At 64.9% G+C, this 18,294-nt stretch carries 19 protein-coding genes and 2 pseudogenes; 17 read left to right on the forward strand and 4 right to left on the reverse strand.

The window, feature by feature from the left end; translation table 11 throughout:
* Nucleotide 1 precedes the first annotated feature (1 nt).
* The 4 genes and pseudogenes from AB1411_12540 to AB1411_12555 form a co-directional block, all read right to left on the reverse strand.
* On the reverse strand, nucleotides 2-1,756 hold the full coding sequence (locus AB1411_12540) for a methyltransferase domain-containing protein (GenBank protein ID MEW6544423.1): 1,755 nt from the start codon (nucleotides 1,754-1,756) through the stop codon (nucleotides 2-4).
* A 54-nt stretch (nucleotides 1,757-1,810) separates the two neighbouring features.
* A pseudogene (locus tag AB1411_12545) lies at nucleotides 1,811-2,206 on the reverse strand (response regulator).
* Between the two features lie 205 nt (nucleotides 2,207-2,411).
* A complete protein-coding gene (locus AB1411_12550) occupies nucleotides 2,412-3,221 on the reverse strand; it encodes a Stp1/IreP family PP2C-type Ser/Thr phosphatase (GenBank protein MEW6544424.1) in 810 nt (269 codons plus the stop codon).
* Between the two features lies 1 nt (nucleotide 3,222).
* A complete protein-coding gene (locus tag AB1411_12555) occupies nucleotides 3,223-4,008 on the reverse strand; it encodes a ribonuclease H-like domain-containing protein (GenBank protein ID MEW6544425.1) in 786 nt (261 codons plus the stop codon).
* Nucleotides 4,009-4,128: 120 nt separating this feature from the next.
* Between AB1411_12555 and AB1411_12560 the strand changes: the two genes are divergently transcribed.
* From AB1411_12560 to AB1411_12640, 17 genes and pseudogenes are all read left to right on the forward strand, one after another.
* A complete protein-coding gene (locus AB1411_12560) occupies nucleotides 4,129-4,515 on the forward strand; it encodes a cyclophilin-like fold protein (protein MEW6544426.1) in 387 nt (128 codons plus the stop codon).
* A gap of 10 nt (nucleotides 4,516-4,525) precedes the next feature.
* Nucleotides 4,526-5,197: pseudogene (locus AB1411_12565) on the forward strand (DUF507 family protein).
* Nucleotides 5,194-5,637, forward strand: coding sequence for a tetratricopeptide repeat protein (locus tag AB1411_12570; protein MEW6544427.1), 444 nt, complete (start codon nucleotides 5,194-5,196; stop codon nucleotides 5,635-5,637). The pseudogene AB1411_12565 and the gene AB1411_12570 overlap by 4 nt, the downstream one beginning before the upstream one ends.
* 28 nt (nucleotides 5,638-5,665) lie before the next feature.
* The gene (gene bcp / locus AB1411_12575) at nucleotides 5,666-6,130 is read left to right on the forward strand and encodes a thioredoxin-dependent thiol peroxidase (protein MEW6544428.1); all 465 of its coding nucleotides are present in this window, start codon (nucleotides 5,666-5,668) and stop codon (nucleotides 6,128-6,130) included.
* 102 nt (nucleotides 6,131-6,232) lie between these two features.
* Entirely contained in the window at nucleotides 6,233-6,472 is a 240-nt protein-coding gene (locus AB1411_12580; protein ID MEW6544429.1) for a hypothetical protein, read from the forward strand.
* 40 nt (nucleotides 6,473-6,512) lie between these two features.
* Nucleotides 6,513-7,874 carry an acetyl ornithine aminotransferase family protein gene (locus AB1411_12585; GenBank protein ID MEW6544430.1) on the forward strand — a complete coding sequence of 454 codons (1,362 nt, stop codon included), beginning with the start codon at nucleotides 6,513-6,515 and terminating at the stop codon, nucleotides 7,872-7,874.
* Between the two features lie 7 nt (nucleotides 7,875-7,881).
* Nucleotides 7,882-8,739: a hypothetical protein gene (locus tag AB1411_12590; protein ID MEW6544431.1), complete on the forward strand. Its 858-nt coding sequence runs from the start codon at nucleotides 7,882-7,884 to the stop codon at nucleotides 8,737-8,739.
* A gap of 127 nt (nucleotides 8,740-8,866) precedes the next feature.
* A complete protein-coding gene (gene radA, locus AB1411_12595) occupies nucleotides 8,867-10,231 on the forward strand; it encodes a DNA repair protein RadA (protein ID MEW6544432.1) in 1,365 nt (454 codons plus the stop codon).
* 79 nt (nucleotides 10,232-10,310) lie between these two features.
* On the forward strand, nucleotides 10,311-11,180 hold the full coding sequence (locus AB1411_12600) for a hypothetical protein (protein MEW6544433.1): 870 nt from the start codon (nucleotides 10,311-10,313) through the stop codon (nucleotides 11,178-11,180).
* A complete protein-coding gene (gene tsaB, locus AB1411_12605) occupies nucleotides 11,177-11,884 on the forward strand; it encodes a tRNA (adenosine(37)-N6)-threonylcarbamoyltransferase complex dimerization subunit type 1 TsaB (GenBank protein MEW6544434.1) in 708 nt (235 codons plus the stop codon). Before AB1411_12600 ends, tsaB begins: the two co-directional genes overlap by 4 nt.
* Nucleotides 11,881-12,444 carry a ribosomal protein S18-alanine N-acetyltransferase gene (gene rimI / locus AB1411_12610; GenBank protein ID MEW6544435.1) on the forward strand — a complete coding sequence of 188 codons (564 nt, stop codon included), beginning with the start codon at nucleotides 11,881-11,883 and terminating at the stop codon, nucleotides 12,442-12,444. Before tsaB ends, rimI begins: the two co-directional genes overlap by 4 nt.
* A 188-nt stretch (nucleotides 12,445-12,632) precedes the next feature.
* On the forward strand, nucleotides 12,633-12,875 hold the full coding sequence (locus AB1411_12615; GenBank protein ID MEW6544436.1) for a DUF465 domain-containing protein: 243 nt from the start codon (nucleotides 12,633-12,635) through the stop codon (nucleotides 12,873-12,875).
* A 45-nt stretch (nucleotides 12,876-12,920) separates the two neighbouring features.
* Entirely contained in the window at nucleotides 12,921-13,706 is a 786-nt protein-coding gene (gene tatC / locus AB1411_12620; protein MEW6544437.1) for a twin-arginine translocase subunit TatC, read from the forward strand.
* A 4-nt stretch (nucleotides 13,707-13,710) separates the two neighbouring features.
* Nucleotides 13,711-14,841 (forward strand): hypothetical protein, encoded by a 1,131-nt coding sequence (locus tag AB1411_12625; GenBank protein ID MEW6544438.1) that lies wholly within the window; start codon nucleotides 13,711-13,713, stop codon nucleotides 14,839-14,841.
* A gap of 25 nt (nucleotides 14,842-14,866) precedes the next feature.
* Complete coding sequence (locus AB1411_12630) at nucleotides 14,867-15,379, forward strand: peptidylprolyl isomerase (GenBank protein ID MEW6544439.1); 513 nt, start codon at nucleotides 14,867-14,869, stop codon at nucleotides 15,377-15,379.
* A gap of 32 nt (nucleotides 15,380-15,411) precedes the next feature.
* A complete protein-coding gene (locus AB1411_12635; protein MEW6544440.1) occupies nucleotides 15,412-16,833 on the forward strand; it encodes a sigma-54 dependent transcriptional regulator in 1,422 nt (473 codons plus the stop codon).
* Nucleotides 16,834-17,297: 464 nt separating this feature from the next.
* Nucleotides 17,298-18,294, forward strand: a 997-nt coding sequence (locus AB1411_12640) for a twin-arginine translocation signal domain-containing protein (protein MEW6544441.1), incomplete at its 3' end; no start/stop codon positions are given.

Here is an 18,294-nt window from a genome sequence, read left to right on the forward strand (position 1 = left end):
GCTAGGCCTTCGCTGTCAGGGCGAGGACGGCTTGATTCGCGAAGACACGGTAGATTCGCGGACATTGGGCGCCGCTTGCGCGCAGAAGGGCCGTCAGTTCGTGTTCGTCAATCGGTCGGACGCGGGCAGGCGTGGCGCCTTGCTCGATTCTGCTCCAGAGGCTCAGCAGCTTCATGGCCTGCTTCACCATGTCGGGCTGGTCGGCAATAGGAAAGAGGTTTCGCTGGATTTCTGACAGGTCGGCCAGGGGTTTCAAGGTCGTGACGACCAGGGTTCCCCCCGGGCGGAGGAGCCGCACCAATTCGCGAAGGGAGGATTCCGGGCTCTCCAGATAATTGATCACGAAGTGGCAGACGATCCGATCGAACGAACTTTCGCGGAACGGAAGCTCCCGGTTCAGATCCGCGACGCCGAAGGAGAGCTTCACGAGGGACTCCGGCCATGCCACTCCTGTGGATTGAGCCGACAGCTCGGCGGCCATTCGGGACAGGTTGTGGCTGGCCCGAAGCAGCGCTTCTGAGACGAAGTCTATGCCCACATAGTGAAGCGGTTTGGCCAGGTCTCTCGGTGCGCTGCGAACTCGATAGGCTTCGTCCATGAGGAGAAATGTCCCTGCGAGTCCAGATCCGCAGCCCGCGTCCAGGATTCGCTCGCCCCCGCGGCGCGCTCCGGCTAGGCGGAAAATTTGGGCGAGCGTCTGCCAGTAGTCGGGAAAATTCGCGAGGCACGCAGAGTAGGCAAGATAATTCTTCCACACGGCTCGGCCTTCAGCCGGTCTGCGGCCTTCAGGTTCCGAGTAGGGCGTCGTGGGGGACTCCGTCCCCTTTGAGACTTCCTGCTCTCCCATATCCTGCGGGAGCGATAGGGAGCCGGCCAGTTCGATTGAAAGCGTCTGCCGCGGTATCTCTTGCAGCAGTTGTGCGAGAACCGCTCCTTCGGTGGCGCCGAGTTGGGAAAACGCCACGATGCATTCGAACGCGGAACCAACGCTGGAAGCGATTGGGCCCGATGTCCCGCCGATTCTGACTCTGCTGACCACTCCCGGCAATTCGAGGACCGACGAGTCGAAGTGGATGACGATCTGTACCGGTTGTCGTTCGGCAGCGGGGACCGTCTCATCGAAACCCAGCCGCACACCGCCGAGCGAAATGTCCATGGACGTCCCCTCCCACTTCCATGGCCCAAGGGAGAAGCGAGCTCTGCCGGTCAGAGCCACGCGCGGGGCGCACCGTCGTTCCCCTGCCTGCGGAAGGCGCGGCGGTCGCAGCCGGTCTCCTGGCTCGGGAGATGCGATGGACGCTTGCGGACGTGGAAGCTCGGCCACCGGCAGCGGGAGCGCGCTGGCCTCCCCGTGTACGCCGCCAGTCTTGCGGATGACGCCGATGGTTCCCACAAACCGCCGCTTGTCGTAAAGCCCGGTGGCGGCCAACTCCACCTGGACGATGGCTGACTGCGTCCCATGCGCCGATTTGGCGGCAAGGGGGAGTTGTAGCCGGCGCGTCGAACGCGACCCCGTGCGCCGTTCGTTCATTCGCCATATCGCAAGCCCTTCGTGAGTTTGGGGAATGAGGGTTGAAAAATGGGCGCCGATCAGTTCTTGGGGGTTGTACCCGAGCAATGAGAAGACGTTTTGGTTGATGGAAAGGAAGCGGCCGGCCGAATCCAGCTCGTAGACCACGTCCGGCACGATTTCCATGAGTTCGCGGTAGCGTGTGAACGAGATGTCCAATTGGTGGCTCAGCTCCCGCTTTTCCACGACATCGCGGGCCACGAGGGGCAGGTCCAGAAGGAATGTGGGAGACCTCTTGGAGAGGTAGGAGTCGGCACCGCCCCGCAGGGCCTCCTCCGCGATGCGTGAATCAATCCGCTCGCCTTGCAGGATGATGCACGAGTCGGGGGCGCGCTGTCTCAATTCGGGCAGGACATCCAATCCGCCGCGCGGAGGGATTCGCTCGTCGAGAAGGATCACGTGCCAGGCCTGCTTCACAGCCCATTCCAACACCTCCTCGGCGGAGAACACGGCTTCCGCACGGCATCCTGGGTAGAATTCGCGCATGCGGATCGTCACCCGCTGGATTTCTTCAGGATGCCAATTGGCGAGGAGGAGCGTAAGGGGAGCGGGCAGCGTCATCAATGGCGTCCCCGCCGGTTGATGCGTAAAAAGCCCCGGACCTGCTCTGGCGCGGCCGTCAAGCCAGCCGGACATATGAAGGAGCAACGAGTCGTTGTTTCGTCAGGGGCAAGGGGAGGAAAAGAAAATAAAACGCCAACTTAGTTGAAATCCCTGCTGCAAGAGCCAGCGGGTGCATAGATAGTCCGTGCGCTTATGCCACAACAAGGTATAGTAGTCAAGTAAGATGTTTTTGAGCGAGTACAACTAAATGTTGTGGTAGGGGGAGGGATCGCGGAGGTCACCTGGCCGAGCCTGGGGTAACCGGCTGGCGGACAACGACGACGGTGACGTTGTCGAACCCGCCTCGCCGGTTCGCCTCTTGAACCAGGTTCCGGCAAGCCTGGTGGGGCGAGCCTCCGGCGCCGAGGACCTGATCGAGGATCTGGTCGTCATCGAGCATTTTCGTCAGGCCGTCTGTGCAGAGGATGACGCGGTCTTCCGGTTCGAGCTGGTACACGGAGATGTCCGGCTCGACTTGCTCCTCGGTTCCCAGGGCGCGACTCAGGACGTGCCGCCAGGGATGGGACAGGGCTTCGGCCGGCGACAGGAGCCCAGCGCGGACCTGCTCCTCGACCCACGAATGGTCCCTGGTCAGTCTCGTGATCGTCCGGTCGCGTACGGCATAGGCTCGACTGTCTCCGACGTGGGCGACGATCGCGCGGGCGTGAGGATCCGGGACGATCCGCAAGGCGACGAGGGTCGTGCCCATCCCGGTCAGCTCCGGCCGACGGGACGCTTCCATCAGGATGGCGTGGTTGGCCGCGGCGATCGTGCGGCGCATGGGCAAGGCTGGATCGGCTGGATCGAGCTGGCCGGCGTCGCCCGCATCGTGCCCGTGGGGCGCCCCGCCGGACAGAGGCCATTCTGCCGCGACAGCGTCCACGGCCAATCGGCTGGCCACGTCGCCCCCGGCGTGGCCGCCCATCCCGTCGGCGACGATCCAAAGGCCAAGGTGATCGAGGACGGCGAAGGCATCCTGGTTGGAAGACCGGACCAATCCCGTATGGGTCAGCCCGACGCCTCGCCACTGGAACGACGGACGCGCCACCTTACTCGGGCTCCCCGGCCGTCGCGGTCCGGCCGGCCGGTCGGTGCAGGGCCGTCAGCCGGTCGTAGAGGAGGTCGGCCAGCGGTTCCAGGTTCCTCGTATCGGATTCGTTGTAGCGGAGCAAGAGGTCGAGGGCCGAGGGATCGCCGCGACGGGAGGCTTCCCAAAGCCGGACCGCTTCCCACCCGTCGAGTCCGTGGAGCTCCGCCGGCCGGGGCACGCCGAGCAGGCGTTCGAGGTGTTTGAGGCCTCCCCTGAGGCCCAGGTGTCTGGCCGCGAAGCAGAGGTCGAAGTGGGGCTGGTCCAGGACCAGCCCGGGGAACGTGGCCCGCAGGTAGGGCAGATCGAAGACGCTGCCGAAGTAGGTGACGATCAGGCGATACCGGCTCAATTCGTCGGCCAGCCGCTGCTCGGTCAAGGATTCATGGAGCACGAGGCTGGTCATGCGGCCGTTCGCATAGAGTCCCACGACCGTCACTTGGCCGTAGGGGGCGGGCTGGCCGGTGGTCTCGATGTCCAGGTAGACGGCGTCCGATCGGAAGGCGCCGTACAACCGCCAATGATCGCGGGGTTTCAAGCGACGGGTGAAGTAGCGGGCTTGGCGCTCGTCGAGGTGACGGATGGCGCCGGCGAGTTCGGCGTCGTAGAGCGGTTTCCGCGCCGGGGCGATGCCGGGCAGTGTGTCGCGGCTCAGAAACGCCTGCCAGTCCGGAACGCCGTTCTCCCACAAGCGCCGTTCCGTCCGCTCGCCGATTCCCTTCAACAGGACGAAGGTGGATTGGATCATGGCGGCAAGCCGATCCGCATGATTCTCCGCGGGATTCTAGCCTTGATTTCAGGGGGGAAACAAGCTACATTCCGCGAGAGGCCGTACGACGAGGAACGGAGCACGCCGACTGGTTCACGCATGGGTGAGAACGGAACGCGACGCATCAGGATTCTGGTAGGGGGGATCAAGCTCGACGCCGAATTGAAGGCCAACAAGACCGCCGACGGGATCTATGCGGCCCTGCCCGTCGACGCTCCCGTGAACCTCTGGGGAGAGGAGTTCTACTTCAAGCTGCCCGGAGTCAGAGACCATCGGGAGACGGCGACGACCCAGGTAGAAATCGGCGACATCGCCTATTGGGGGATCGGGGAGATCCTGGCCATTTTCTTCGGACGGACGCCGATGAGCCTGGGACCGGATCCGGTGCCGGCCGACCGGGTCAACGTCGTGGGGCGGATTCTCGGGGACGCCACGCTGTTGCGTCAGGCCGCGGAGGCGACCAGAATCCGGGTGGAGAAAGTCTGAAGGCCGTCCGGTGAAGCTTTCGAAGGAGCGGATTGCGCATCTGGCCGCGGCCCTGGCGACGCGACTCCGGGAGGAGGGGCACGTGGAGATCGCGGGGCCGGAGAAGGCCCTGGTCGAAGCGCTGGACCAGGCGATCACCGACGAGCTGTCGATCGAGGACCGCCTGAACGCCGAGGTCCGCGGGCTCCTGAAAGCCTACGAAGCCGAGATCGAACAGGGCCGCGTGGACTATCAGAAGATGTTCACGATGATCAAGAACAAGTTGGTCAAGGAGCGGGGGCTGATCCTCTAAATCGTGAAACGTGAGACGTGAAACGTTGGACGTGGGAAGACAAAGAAGGGTGTGCCCTGCTCTCTCCGCCGACGTTTCACGTTTTACTTTTCACGTCTCACGGCATTCGTGATGCTGCTCAGCGACGACAAAGTGACCCATCTGTCGCACGTCATCCTGAACACCCTGAAGAAGACCGCCGCGGCGAAGCTCAAAGGGGACGAGGCCTCGGCCCTCAGGGAGATCAAGCGGGTGCTCGCCGCCGAGCTGAAAGAGGAGGAGGACGTCGAGCGGGCCGTGCGGGCCCGGCTGGCCTCCTATTCGCGTCCGATTCCGGAGGGCAGCCAGGAGTGGGACGTGCTCTATCGGAAAACGGTCGAGGAGGAGGCGCGGAAGCGTCGAAAGCCATGAGGAGAGCCGTTAGTCTGTTGCTGCTCCTTCCGCTCGCGTTCTGGCTCGCGGCTTGTGCGCACAAGGAACAGCCGAAGCCCCGGTCGCCCCTGGCGATCAGTCCCTCGTTCCCCAGGACGGTGATCGAGGCGAACCAGCAGGGGACCGTCCAGTATCAAGGCGGGGACTTCGAGGGGGCCAAGTCGCTCTTCACGCAGGTGGTGACGGGGGCTCCCCAATCCGCGGAAGCCCACTATAATTTGGGGCTGGCCCTGTACGCGCTCGGGGAGGCCGACGAAGCCCGCGACCACTTCATCGAGGCGGCCAATCTGGCGCCGGGGAACAAGGTCATCTGGGACTCGCCGGCCCTCCGTCCCTACGGCTCTCCTGATCCGAACATCCCTCCCAAGAAAGCGAAGGAGTACCAAGGCCGGGCCGGAGGCCGCCTCGGCCAGCGCTGACCCTGGTCGGGACAGGAGAAATTCGAACATGGCGGAAGTGGGCAGAGGTGATCGGGCGCCGGATTTTTCCCTGCCCGATCAAAACGGGAAGACCGTCAGCTTGAAGAGTCTGAAGGGCAGTCCGGTGGTCCTCTATTTCTATCCCAAGGATGACACGCCGGGTTGCACCAAAGAGGCCTGCGGGTTTCGCGACGCGGAGGCCCGCATCAAGAAGGCGGGGGCGATCGTGTTGGGCGTGAGCCTGGACGGTCCCGAGTCTCACCGCAAGTTCATCGGCAAATACAACCTCCCGTTCTCGCTCCTGTGCGACGAAGAGGCGGTCGTCTCCAAGGCCTACGGGGTCTACAAGCGGAAGAGCCTGTATGGCAAGACCTACTGGGGGATCGAACGCAGCACGTTCGTGATCGGCCCAGACGGCATCGTCAAGGCCGCGTTCCGGAAAGTGAAGGTTGACGGCCACACGGACGAGGTGCTGGCGGTCCTGAAAGGGTGACAGGTTATGGGTGATGCGTGACGGGCAGGAAAGGTATGGCGACACCGTAAAGGCACGCCGCTCGTCCATCACCGGTCACTCATCACCCTTCACCGGGCTGCCATGGATAACCGTGAGAAGACCTGGCACGGATTGCGAGCCGCCACCCTCTCGATCGTGCCGGGAGCGGGGCACTTGTACCTGGGAGAAAAGCAAGGCTATGCGATCCTGGCCTTCGCCGCGGGCCTGCTGGTCGTCTCGCGGCTGCTCTGGCGCCCGGCCGAGCTCCTCTATCTGAGCCTTGTCATCTTCTCCGCCTTCGACGCCTATTCGATTGCCAAACGCGGGCACGGCCTGATGTAGCCGGTGCCCGATCCCCCGGGCTTCCGAAGTAGAGGTGGCGATGGCCAAGCGCCCGACAAAGAAGCCGCCACGCGGCTCCCTTCCCCTGATCCGGACGGTGCCGCCCGGCCCCAAGGCCCGGGCCTGGGTCCGGCGCGACGAGCAGACCGTGTCACCCTCGGTCACGCGCATCTACCCGCTGGTCGTCGAGCGGGCCCGCGGGGCGATGGTCGAGGACGTTGACGGCAACCGCTACCTGGACTTCACGGCCGGCATCGCGGTCGTGGCGACGGGCCATTCCCATCCCAGGGTCGTCGAAGCCATCCAGACCCAGGCCGCGCGCTTCATCCACATGTCCGGGACGGACTTCTACTACCCGGCCCAGGTGAAGCTCGCGGAAGCCCTGGCCCGCATCACGCCGGGGAGGGGACCCAAGCGCACCTTCTTCAGCAACTCCGGCACCGAGGCGGTCGAGGCGGCCTTCAAGCTGGCCCGCTACCGGACCAGACGTCCGCTGACGATCGCCTTCCAGGGAGCCTTCCACGGCCGCACGATGGGAGCGCTCTCGCTGACCGGCAGCAAGGCGGTCCAACGCCGGCATTTCTCGCCGTTGGTTCCCGGCGTCACCCACGTCCCGTACGGCTACTGCTACCGCTGTCCCTACGGGTTGACCTATCCGTCCTGCGAGCTGCACTGCGTGAACGTGATTCGGGACGTGTACTTCAAGAGCCTCGTGCCGCCGGAGGACGTGGCGGCCATCGTCGTCGAGCCGATCCAGGGCGAGGGAGGCATCGTGGTTCCGCCTCCGGAGTTCCACCCGATGCTCGCGAAGCTGGCACGGGAGTTCGGCATCCTGTTCATCGTGGACGAGGTGCAGTCCGGCATGGGCCGGACCGGGAAGCTGTTCGCGATCGAGCATTGGGGCGTGGAGCCGGACATCCTGGCGACCGGCAAAGGCATCGCGTCGGGGCTGCCCATGGGGGCGACCGTCGCCTCGGCTGACCTGATGACCTGGCAGGCCGGCGCCCACGCCAACACGTTCGGCGGGAATCCGATCGCCTGCGAGGCGGCGCTGGCGACGATCGACCTGCTGGAGAAGAAGCTGGTGGCCAACGCGGCGGCGGTGGGCGAGTATCTGTTGCACGGGTTGCGGCAGTTGATGGGACGGCATTGGCTCATCGGCGACGTGCGCGGGAAGGGGCTGATGATCGGCGTCGAGTGCGTACGCGACCGGGAGAGCAAGGAGATGGCGGTCCGGGAGCGGAACGAGGTGATCCAACGGTGCTTCCGCAAGGGCCTGCTCCTGCTCGGGGCCGGGCAGAACGTGATCCGGCTGGTGCCCCCGCTGATGGTGACCAGAGGGGAAGCGGATGCGGCTCTGGAGATTCTGGACGCCGCGTTGGCCGATGTGGAAGGCGGCTGATTGGCGCATGAGGGGCGGCGCGTGGCTCCTGTGGGCGGCCTGCCTCTGGCTGGCGGATGGCGCGGCGGATGGCGCGGACAAAATCGCGGGCCGGCTCTCGGCCCCGGATGCGTTGACCATGCCGGGTCGCCAAGTCACGCTGGAGGCCCGCCTGTTGCGCGTCGGGCTCCTGGCCCAGACCGGGCTGGGCGGCGAGCAGGTGGAGTTCCTGGTGAACGGGAAGCCGGTCGGCACCGCCATGACCGGCGGAGACGGGCGGGCGTTTCTCCGGCACACGCCGCGCATGCGCGGGAACCAGGTCGTGACGGTCAGGTTGGCGTCCAGCAAGCGGGTGGAGAGTGAGCCGGCGACCGCCACCCTGGCCTGCTGGGAGCGCCGCCGTCCCATCCTGCTCGTCGACCTCGCCGCGCTCGTCGGGGAACCGGAGGCACCATCCCTGCCGCTTCCCTCTTTCCCGCGGGCCGTCGGGCCGGCGGATCGGCCAGCCCCCGCCGCCGAGGCGGCGGAGGAATTGAAAAAGCTCACCGATTATTTTTTCAACGTCATGTACCTGGCCAGGTCCGATCGGCAGGGGGGCCGGGAAGAGTCTCAGGCCTGGCTCAAGCAGCACAAGCTGCCGCTCGGCTACCTCGTCGCGCTCAAGGGCGGCGAGGACGCCCTGACGGAGCTGATCGACCGGATGAGAGCGGAAGGGTGGGACAATCTCAAGGCCGGGGTCGGACGGACTCGCGACTTCGCCGAGGCCCTGGTGAGCCGCCGTCTCGAAGTCGTCATCATGCCCGCGTCCTCCAGGGATGAGGATGTGCCGAAGAAGGCCCGGGTCGTCAAGGACTGGAAAGAGGTCCGGCGGAAGCTCCAGGACTGACGCGCACGGTTCGTGAGGCAAGAGGAATTCCCCCGGCTGTCTCCGCTCCCGAGCCTTTGTAATTCCTCGCCGGTTCCTTTAAGATGCAGGCGAAACTCCTGCCCGATTCGTTGGACGAGAGGCGCCGGTGGGGCGGCCCAAGACCACATTCCTGTGCCAAACCTGCGGATATCAATCACCTCGATGGCTGGGGCGATGTCCGGACTGCGGCCGGTGGAACAGCATCAAGGAAGAACCGGTAGTGGCGCCGGGGAAGGGGCGGCCGGCGATTCAGGGCTTTGGGGCATCCCGGGCGGTGCAGATCGACGCAATCCAGGAAGTCGGGGAAAGCCGGCTCAAGACCGGAATCGGAGAGTTCGACCGGGTGCTGGGCGGCGGAGTCGTGCCCGGCTCGGTGACCCTGATCGGCGGGGATCCGGGGATCGGGAAGACCACGTTGTTGCTTCAGGTTCTCCCGCGGCTGGTCTGGGAAGCTCAGAAGGTTCTGTACGTCTCCGGGGAGGAATCCCCCGGCCAGATCAAGATGCGGGCCCAACGCCTGGACGTCCACGGCCCGAGCCTCTACATCCTGGCCGAAACCTCGCTCGAGGCGATTCTCAAAACGGTTCAGGATCTTGAGCCGACCGCCCTCGTGGTGGACTCGATTCAGACCGTTTCCACCGATCAGATCAGTTCGGCGCCCGGCAGCATCAGTCAGGTCCAGGAGGTGGCCGGCCAACTGATGTGGTTCGCCAAGCGGAGCGGCGTCCCGGTTTTCATCATCGGGCACGTGACGAAGGAGGGAGCGATCGCCGGGCCCCGGCTCCTCGAGCACATCGTGGACACGGTGCTCTACTTCGAGGGGGACAAGGGGCACGCCTACCGGATCCTGCGGGCGGTCAAAAACCGGTTCGGCTCGACCAACGAGATCGGGGTCTTTGAGATGAGGGACAGCGGGCTGGAAGAGGTCGGGAATCCCTCGGCGCTCTTTCTGGCGGAACGGCCGGAAAAGAGCACCGGCTCGGTGGTCGTCGCCAGCGTGGAGGGATCGCGCCCGATTCTCGTCGAGCTGCAGGCCCTGGTGTCCCAGACCGGCTATGCCATGCCGAAGCGGATGGCGAACGGGGTGGAGATCAACCGGGTCGCGCTCCTCTTGGCGGTGATGGAGAAGCGTCTGGGGCTCCACCTGTCCGGGCAGGATGTGTACGTGAACGTGGTCGGGGGCATGCGGGTCGAGGAGCCGGCCATTGACCTGGGCATCGTCATCGCCGTGACGTCCAGCCTGAGGGAGCGGCCGGTTGATCCGAGGACGGTCGTGCTGGGGGAGATCGGGCTTGGAGGAGAGGTGCGGGCGATCAGCCAGGCGGACTTGCGGGTACGGGAAGCGGCCAAGATGGGATTCCGACGGTGCCTGCTGCCCGAGCGAAACCTCGCCAAGCTGGACCAGGTGGAAGGGGTGGAGCTCGTGGGGGTCCACGAGGTGGGGGAGGCGTTGGATGCGGTCTTTGTTTAGAAAAGGTCGGCGGAGGGCAGCCGGCAGTCGGCCGCACTCCCCAGCCTCCTGCCTTCTGCTCGCGGCCTTCGGGTGCCTCTTGGTCGTACAGACTGGCTGTGCGGGCTGGCCCTGGCTGGGCGAGCGGGAGCTGCGCGAAGCGACCGCCGGTCAGTTGACGCAATTGCTCAAGGAGCGGGAGACGGCCGTCCAGACGATGAAGGGGCTGTTCCGGGCGCAGATCAAGGGACCGGGCATACCCTTCTCCCAGCGGGTGGAAGGAGCCATGTTCTACCGTCGGCCGGACCTGCTCCGCCTGCAGGGGTTCAACCAGGTCGGCGGAGCCCTGTTCGATTTCGTCCTGACCGAGGACCGGTATCTGCTCAAGGTTCCGGCGCTCGGGCAGGTCTTGAGCGGACGGCGGAACGACTTGGGCCGTCTGGGGAAGCTGGGCCAGCCCTTCCGGCTCACCCTGCTGGCCGTGAGCGGCGTGGTGGGAACCGCCTCCGTCGAAGAGGGGCAGACCGTGTCGCTTGCGGAAGACGAGGATCGCTATCGGCTTGACGTCCTGTCGGCCGGGTCGGGAACGCCGTTCCGCCGTCTCTGGTTCGATCGCCGGACGCTGCAAGTGGTGCAGGAGGACTGGTTGAAATCCGACGGGACCGTGAAAGCGACCGTGCGGTTCGAGGATTTCCGGCAGATCGAGGGGCCGGCGAAGGCCGTGTCGGCATCGGAGCCGGCCACGGCGGCCGTCGGACCCCTGCTGAAGCCGTTCAAGGTCGTGACCGAGGATGGCCAGAGCGGAGGGAGCCTGAAGCTGACGTTCCACGAGATCGTGCCCAATCCGGACCTCACGCCGGAGGAATTGGGGGTGGGGGTGGCACTGGGCTGGGAGGAACCGGAAACGGGGAGCCTGGCTCCGATGGTGCGAGGCGAGCCGCTGGCGGAAAGGGGCCGGGTCGGGCCGTGAAGCTGTTGGCGGTGGAAACGGCGACCTCGCGGCAGAGCGTCGCATTGCTGGACGGACAGCTCGTGATGGACCGGTTGGACCGGGACTCTCGCGGGAGTCATGCCAAGTGGCTGGTCCCCACCATCGACGGGCTGCTCCAGGCGAACGGCCTGACCCTTTCTGACCTGGAAGGATTGGCGATCTCGATCGGTCCCGGGTCCTTTACCGGTTTGCGCGTCGGTCTGGCGACCATGATGGGGTTCAGGGCGGTGACCGGGCGCCCTCTCGTAGCCGTTCCCACCCTCGAAGCATTGGCCTGGAATCTGCGCGGAGCCGCCGGTTCCGTCTGCCCGATCCTCAGGGCTCGCGCCGGGGAGGTCTATTGGGCCGTCTATTGCTGGAATCGGGATGGAGGGCTTCGGCAGACGGTGCCGGAGCAGGTCGCCCCGGTCGAGAGGGTCGCACGGTCCCTGCGGGGGCCGATGATCGTGTTGGGGGAGGGATGGATGGAGTACCGGGACGAATGGCGTCGGCTGCTCGGAGACCGGAGCGACGCCGTCCGTGAGGCGCCCGGGGACGCGATGGCGGCCTCGGCCGTCAGTGTGGGCTTGGCGGCGCTGGATCGCCTGGGGCGGGGGGAGGTGGCCGGGCTCGGCCTCGCTCCCCGGTACGTCCAGCGGACGGAGGCGGAGCTTGCCTGGGCGGCGAGGCACGCGGAACGATGAGCCTGCGTGATGGCCATGGCGACACGGTGAAGGGGAGACGGGGTGATTTCCCCGCGCTTCCGCGTCCCCGTGACTCCCCGTCGTCGGCCGCGCGTCTGCCGTGGCTCATCGAGGCTGCGACCGTACGGGACCTTGACCAGATCGTCCGCGTTGAGCGAGACTCCTTTTCCGCCCCGTGGACGCGCAGCATGTTCGAGGCCGAACTGGGCGGAAATCCGTTCGCGCGCTTCGCCGTGGCGCGTCTGCCCGAGGCTGGCGGCGGGAGCGGGATCGTCGCGTACGTTTGCTTCTGGATCGTCTTCGAAGAGCTGAGGCTGATGAACCTGGCAGTCGATCCCGCTTGGCGCAGACGGGGGCTGGCGACGGCGTTGGTGCGGCATGCGTTGCGGGAAGGGGCGAAGCAGGGGACCGTGCGGGCGACCTTGGAAGTCAGAGCCTCCAATGCGGCGGCCCGCAGCCTGTATGAAAAGCTGGGCTTCCGGGAAACGGCCAGGCGGGCGAGCTACTATACGAATCCGGTCGAGGACGCGGTGCTCATGGAAACGCCCGTCGGCGGGTGAGCCACGAGCCGTTCGCTCACGCGGGATGGAGGAAGAATCTCCGGAAGGTTTGATCCGGCCGCCAGGAACCATCGCATGGACGACCGGCGCGCACGAAAGAGGTTGATAGCTCATTGGAGGCAAGGTCACTATCCGCCGCGAGTTGATTGAACGCGGCGGTTCAAGCGAGCTTAGCATGGAGGTGCAGGATGCTCACGGACGAACGGATCGCACAGCGCTTGCGTGAGTCCAGCGTCGAATTTCGAGAGCTGGAGGAGTCACACCACCGACTCGACGTGGAACTGGCGGAACTCCAGCGGCGTCACGTTCTGACTCCGCAGGAGGAGCTCGTCAAGAAGCAGATTCAGAAGGAAAAGCTCGCGAAGAAGGACAAGATGGCGGAGCTGATCCGCCAATTCCGGGAAAGCGGGCAACGTTCCGCCGCCCGTTGAATCCAGGGGACGAGACGCGTCACGGACACACCGGGGTCTGCAAGCATGTCAACCGTTCTTCCCCCGCTGGCGAGCCACCTGGCTTCGATCAAGCGGCGCCTCCTGATCGTCGCCGGCACGGTTTCGGCTTCTTTCGTCCTCACCTTCGCCTACGCGGCGGAGCTGATCGACTGGTTCAAGCGCCCCTTCACCGACGATCTGATCTTCTACGGGCCCACCGAGGCCCTCTTCGCCTCGATCAAGATCTCTTTCCTGGCCGGGATCGTGATCAGCCTGCCCATGATCCTCTACCAGAGCTGGAAATTCATCGAGCCCGCGCTCCTGCCGCGCGAGCAACGGTGGGCGATTCCGCTCTTCTGTCTGGGAGCGGGATTTTTCGCGCTCGGACTGGCCTTCTGCAACTTCGTCATCCTGCCCCTGGTCATCCAGTTTTTCATCAGCTTCGGCATGGACCGGGAGCTGACCCCCCAACTGGCCGTGGGCACCTACGTGGATTTCAACGTCAAGTTTCTGCTCATTTTCGGGTTTGCCTTTGAGCTGCCGCTCGCGCTCACGTTGCTCTCGCGGATCGGCGTGATTGCGCCGGAGCAGCTCGTGCACTACCGCCGACACGCGATCATGATCGCGCTGATCCTCTCGGCGGTCGTGACGCCGGACGCGACGTTGTTTACCATGCTGCTGATGGCGGTCCCCCTGATGGTCCTCTACGAGATCGGGATTCTGGGGGCGAGGCTGTTCGGACGACGGGCGCCGACCAGGGCGTCGAACGTGCCGGAAGGCCCGGATGCGCCGGTTATCCCGACCGGAACGGCCGGCCATCGAGTGAGGTGACCCGGTGCGGAATGACCGGAAACGATCCCCGGCTGGTCTCGTCACGGTCCGGTCGCTGGTGGCCGCTGCGGCGCTCGGGGTGGGACCGGCCGCCTGCTGGGGCTCCATTGCGGCGGGCGGAGACGCGGATGGGGAGGCGCGACTGGCTCCGGCCACGGCCGAGCTCGTTCAGCAGGAGCCGGTCCGCCGGTCCGGCGAAGCGCCGGCCATGCGGGCTCCGAGCATTCAGGCCTTGGCCGTCACGAGCGCTCAGGCCGTGTATGCCGGCTCGTTCGGCCTGGGCGTCTTTCGGAGCAACGACCGCGGCGGATCCTGGGTCGCAGTCAATGACGGGCTCACGGATCCGTTCGTGCTCGCTCTGGCTGCGGCTTCGGACGGGACGGTCTATGCCGGGACGTTCAGGGGCGGCGTGTTCCGCAGCTCGGACGGCGGGAAGAGTTGGCAGGCGGTGAACGCCGGGCTCAAGAGGCTGGAAGTCAAGGCGCTGCTGATCGAGGGCGGCACGGTCTACGCTGGCACGGGGGACGGGGTCTATCAGCTCGGGAAGGGAGAGGAGCGGTGGACGTCGGTCACCAAGGGGCTCGACGACACCCTCGTCCACTCACTGGCGATCGCCGGCGACCAGACGCTGTTTGCCGGCACTTCCGGCAAGGGGCTGTACCGACACAAGGCCGGAGGGTCGGGCTGGACCAGGATGTCCCACGGACTCGTGGACCATGAAGGGCTGATCGAAAACTTCATCAGGGTCATCGCGGTCGACAAGGACCAGGGGCTGTATGCGGGAACGTTCGACGGAGGGGTCTTCCGCAGCGGGGACGGCGGGCTGACCTGGCGCCCGATCAGCCGCGCGCTGCCGAATGACTCGATCCGGGGCATCGTTCCGAGCCTGAAGGGGCTGTTCGTGGCGACCGGCCGGGGGGTGTTCAAGACGATGGACCAGGGGCGCCGGTGGTCGCCGGCGAACCGGGGGCTGACCGAGCTGTCGGTGCAGGTGTTGGTCGCCGCTCGCGACGGGGCCCTCTATGCCGGGACCAGTTCCGGGGTCTTCCGGAGCGACAACGACGGGGACAGTTGGGTTGGGGTGAGCGAGGGACTTGGGGACGCGAGCGCGCCCATGAATCCCTTTGTGCGTTAAACTAACGGCAACAGAAAGGTCTCACATGGCCCAGGCGAGCGAGGCGACTCAGGCGACGATCCGCGTGACGATCAAGGGGGAGCCGATCGGCGAGATCGTGCTGCGATTCTTCCCTGACGTGGCTCCCGGCCACGTGGACAATTTCATCAAGCTGGCCAGGGAAAAATTTTACGACGGGACGACCTTCCACCGGGTCATCCCCGGGTTCATGATCCAGGGGGGCGATCCCAACAGCAAGAGCCAGGACCGGTCCACCCACGGGATGGGAGGGCCTGGCTACCGGGTCAAAGCGGAATTCAACAGCCGCCCCCACAAGCGAGGAGTCCTGTCCATGGCGCGGGCCAATGATCCCGACAGCGCCGGCTCGCAGTTTTTCATCTGTGTGGCGGACTCCAATTTCCTGGACTGGAAGTACACCGTTTTCGGAGAGGTGGTGAGCGGGATGGACGTCGTGGACAAGGTCGTCGGCGTCAAACGGGACGGCCGGGACAACCCCCTGGAACGAGTGGAAATGACCGTCGCAGTGGCGGGGGGGTGAGAGCCTGCCGTTCCGGGCGGCGCGGGAACGCGATGAAGGCGATCAAAGAGAAGACGTTCACGATCCTGGTCGTCGAGGAAAACGCGGCTGACGTGGAGCTGTTCCTGCGGACGATCGAGCAGGAGCTGCCGCGCAGCGAGGACGAGCACGTCGAGCTGGTGTTTGCAGCCAGCGCAGAGGGGGGGCTGAAGGTTCTCGACGAGCGGCGGATCGACTTGGTGATCACGGAGATCCGTCTGCCGGGCATGAGCGGGATCGAGCTGCTGCAGCGAATCCAGCGGATGAACCGGCGCATCCCGGTGCTCATCATGAGCTGGATCACCGCCGTTGATGCGGCGGTGGACGCCATGCGGCACGGCGCGTTCGATTACATCGTCAAGCCGTTTCAGAAGATGGACTTGGCGGTCCGCATCCACCGCGCCATGCGGATGGCGGAGATCTTCCTGAGACACCCGGGGCTGGACCGGCCCGGACATCTCCCGCCGTTCAAGAACCTGATCGGAACCAGCCCGGCGATCCAGCAGGTCATGCGCATGATCGATGCGGTGGCGCAGGTGCCATCCACCGCCCTCATCATCGGCGAGACCGGATGCGGAAAGGAGTTGATCGCCCGAGCCATCCACGAGCGGAGCGCCGAGCGGGACGGGCCGTTTCAGGTCGTGGATTGCACGACGTTCACGGAAGGGACGGTCGAAAGCGAGCTCTTCGGGCACGTGCGGGGCGCTTTCACCGGCGCGGTGGCGGACAAGCAGGGGCTCATCGAGCTGGGCAGCGGGGGCACGGTGTTCCTGGACGAAATCGGGGATCTTCCGCTGAATCTCCAGGCCAAGCTGCTGCGAGTCCTCGAGGAGGGAGAGCTCCGCGCCGTCGGGAGCACGCAGCAGAAAAAAGTGAACGTCCGCTTCATCGCGGCGACGAACCAGGACCTGGCCGAAAAGGTGAAACGGGGCGAATTCCGGAAGGACCTGTTTTTCCGGCTCAACGTCATGGTCATCCCGGTTCCTCCGCTCCGCGAGCGGACGGAGGACATTCCGCTTCTGGCTCGACATTTCACCCTTCGCTTTGCCAAGGAGTTCGGAAAGCCGGTGGAAGACCTGCACCCCTCCGCCGTCACGGACCTGATCGCCTATCCTTGGCCAGGGAACGTGCGCGAGCTGCGGAACGTCATCGAGCGGGCCGTCATGCTGGCCAAGGGGGATCGGGTCACGCGCCAGGATGTGATCGGGCTTCTCCAGCCAACTGCGGCCGGCGGTCTCTCGATGGGCGATGACTACCTCCAGCTTCCTTATGCCAAGGCCAAGGAAAGGATACTGGAGGAGTTCAATCGCCGGTACATCAAGTCCAAGCTCACGGCCCACAACGGCAACGTGACCCATGCGGCCAACGACAGCGGAATGCCGCGATCATACTTTCACGAAATCATGCGCCGGTACCTCAAGAGCAATGACGAATGACTGTCAGGAAAGACGGACAGCTAAAGTCCGATTTTTCGGAATAATAATTAGAAAATCCATGAGTTATGAGTTTTAGATGTGAGTGTCATGAATCGGTGACATTAAATTAGTATTATATTTCCATAGTTTATATATTCTCTCCGCCTCTCGCGTCTGTCTCTCCTAACAGCCCTGAGATTTCTCCGAACAGAGCTGCACTTCTAATCCCATCAGTTCATCTTAACACATTGTATTTTCTAACATTTTTAATTGCCATTGGCCACAAGCCGTTTCTGCCTCCATGGCATCAGGTTTGTAACCTTCTTCCCGGCCCGTCAAGGGAATTGGTCTAACCGGCTGTCGGAATAACGAAAATGTTACCGGTTTGACTGTCTCTGCGGGGACCGGAAGGGGGGTGGGAAAGGGCAATCGGAACTGACGGTTTTTGGGAGAGAGTTCGGTTTATTAGCTAGGAGGTGTGGACGATGCATTTATCACGACGGCAATTCTTGAAAGTCTCGGCTGGCACGGTCGCGGCCGCGGCGATCGCCGACAAGGCCCTCGCCCTCACGGCCCTGCAGCCGGTCATCGAGGTGGGCAACCCCCTCGGCGACTATCCCGACCGCTCCTGGGAGCGGGTCTACCACGACCAGTACCGGTACGACTCCTCCTTCACCTGGTGCTGCTCCCCCAACGACACCCACGGCTGCCGCGTGCGCGCCTTCGTGCGCAACGGCGTCGTGATGCGGGTGGAGCAGAACTACGACCACCAGACCTACGAGGACCTCTACGGGAACCGCGGGACCTTCGCCCACAACCCGCGGATGTGCCTGAAGGGGTACACCTTCCACCGGCGCGTGTACGGGCCGTATCGGCTGAAGGGCCCGTTGATGCGCAAGGGCTGGAAGGAGTGGATGGACGCGGGCTCCCCGGAGCTCACGCCCGAGACCAAGCGCAAGTACAAGTTCGACGCCCGGATGCTCGACGACATGCTGCGCGTGTCCTGGGACACGGCCTTCACCTACGTGGCCAAGGCGGCCATCGTGATCGCCCAGCGGTACAGCGGGGAGGCGGGGGCGCGGCGGCTGCGGGAGCAGGGCTATCCGCCGGAGATGATCGAGATGATGAAGGGGGCAGGCACCCGCTGCTTCAAGCACCGGGCGGGCATGCCGGTCCTCGGCATCGTCGGCAAGATGATGAACACGCGGTTCAACGGCGGGATCGACACGCTGCTGGACGCCTGGATCCGCAAGGTGGGCCCCAACCAGGCGCAGGGCGGCCGCTACTGGTCGAACTACACCTGGCACGGGGACCAGAACCCGGCTCACCCGTTCTGGTCTGGCTCCCAAGGCTCCGACATCGACCTCGCGGACATGCGCTTCAGCAAGCTGAACACGAGCTGGGGCAAGAACTTCGTCGAGAACAAGATGCCGGAGGCCCACTGGAAGCTGGAGAGCATCGAGCGGGGTGCCCGGATCGTGG

This window comes from Nitrospirota bacterium, from assembly GCA_040757595.1.
Taxonomy (GTDB): domain Bacteria; phylum Nitrospirota; class Nitrospiria; order Nitrospirales; family Nitrospiraceae; genus JBFLWP01.

What these genes read in the sequence shown, in the direction of transcription:
- AB1411_12635 (MEW6544440.1), top strand. Translation starts at nt 15,412, where the DNA reads ATGAAGGCGATCAAAGAGAAGACGTTCACGATCCTGGTCGTCGAGGAA.
- rimI (MEW6544435.1), top strand. Translation starts at nt 11,881, where the DNA reads ATGAGCCTGCGTGATGGCCATGGCGACACGGTGAAGGGGAGACGGGGT.
- AB1411_12585 (MEW6544430.1), top strand. Translation starts at nt 6,513, where the DNA reads ATGGCCAAGCGCCCGACAAAGAAGCCGCCACGCGGCTCCCTTCCCCTG.
- AB1411_12570 (MEW6544427.1), top strand. Translation starts at nt 5,194, where the DNA reads ATGAGGAGAGCCGTTAGTCTGTTGCTGCTCCTTCCGCTCGCGTTCTGG.
- bcp (MEW6544428.1), top strand. Translation starts at nt 5,666, where the DNA reads ATGGCGGAAGTGGGCAGAGGTGATCGGGCGCCGGATTTTTCCCTGCCC.
- AB1411_12580 (MEW6544429.1), top strand. Translation starts at nt 6,233, where the DNA reads ATGGATAACCGTGAGAAGACCTGGCACGGATTGCGAGCCGCCACCCTC.
- AB1411_12555 (MEW6544425.1), bottom strand. Translation starts at nt 4,008, where the DNA reads ATGATCCAATCCACCTTCGTCCTGTTGAAGGGAATCGGCGAGCGGACG.
- AB1411_12590 (MEW6544431.1), top strand. Translation starts at nt 7,882, where the DNA reads ATGAGGGGCGGCGCGTGGCTCCTGTGGGCGGCCTGCCTCTGGCTGGCG.
- tatC (MEW6544437.1), top strand. Translation starts at nt 12,921, where the DNA reads ATGTCAACCGTTCTTCCCCCGCTGGCGAGCCACCTGGCTTCGATCAAG.
- AB1411_12630 (MEW6544439.1), top strand. Translation starts at nt 14,867, where the DNA reads ATGGCCCAGGCGAGCGAGGCGACTCAGGCGACGATCCGCGTGACGATC.
- AB1411_12615 (MEW6544436.1), top strand. Translation starts at nt 12,633, where the DNA reads ATGCTCACGGACGAACGGATCGCACAGCGCTTGCGTGAGTCCAGCGTC.
- AB1411_12560 (MEW6544426.1), top strand. Translation starts at nt 4,129, where the DNA reads ATGGGTGAGAACGGAACGCGACGCATCAGGATTCTGGTAGGGGGGATC.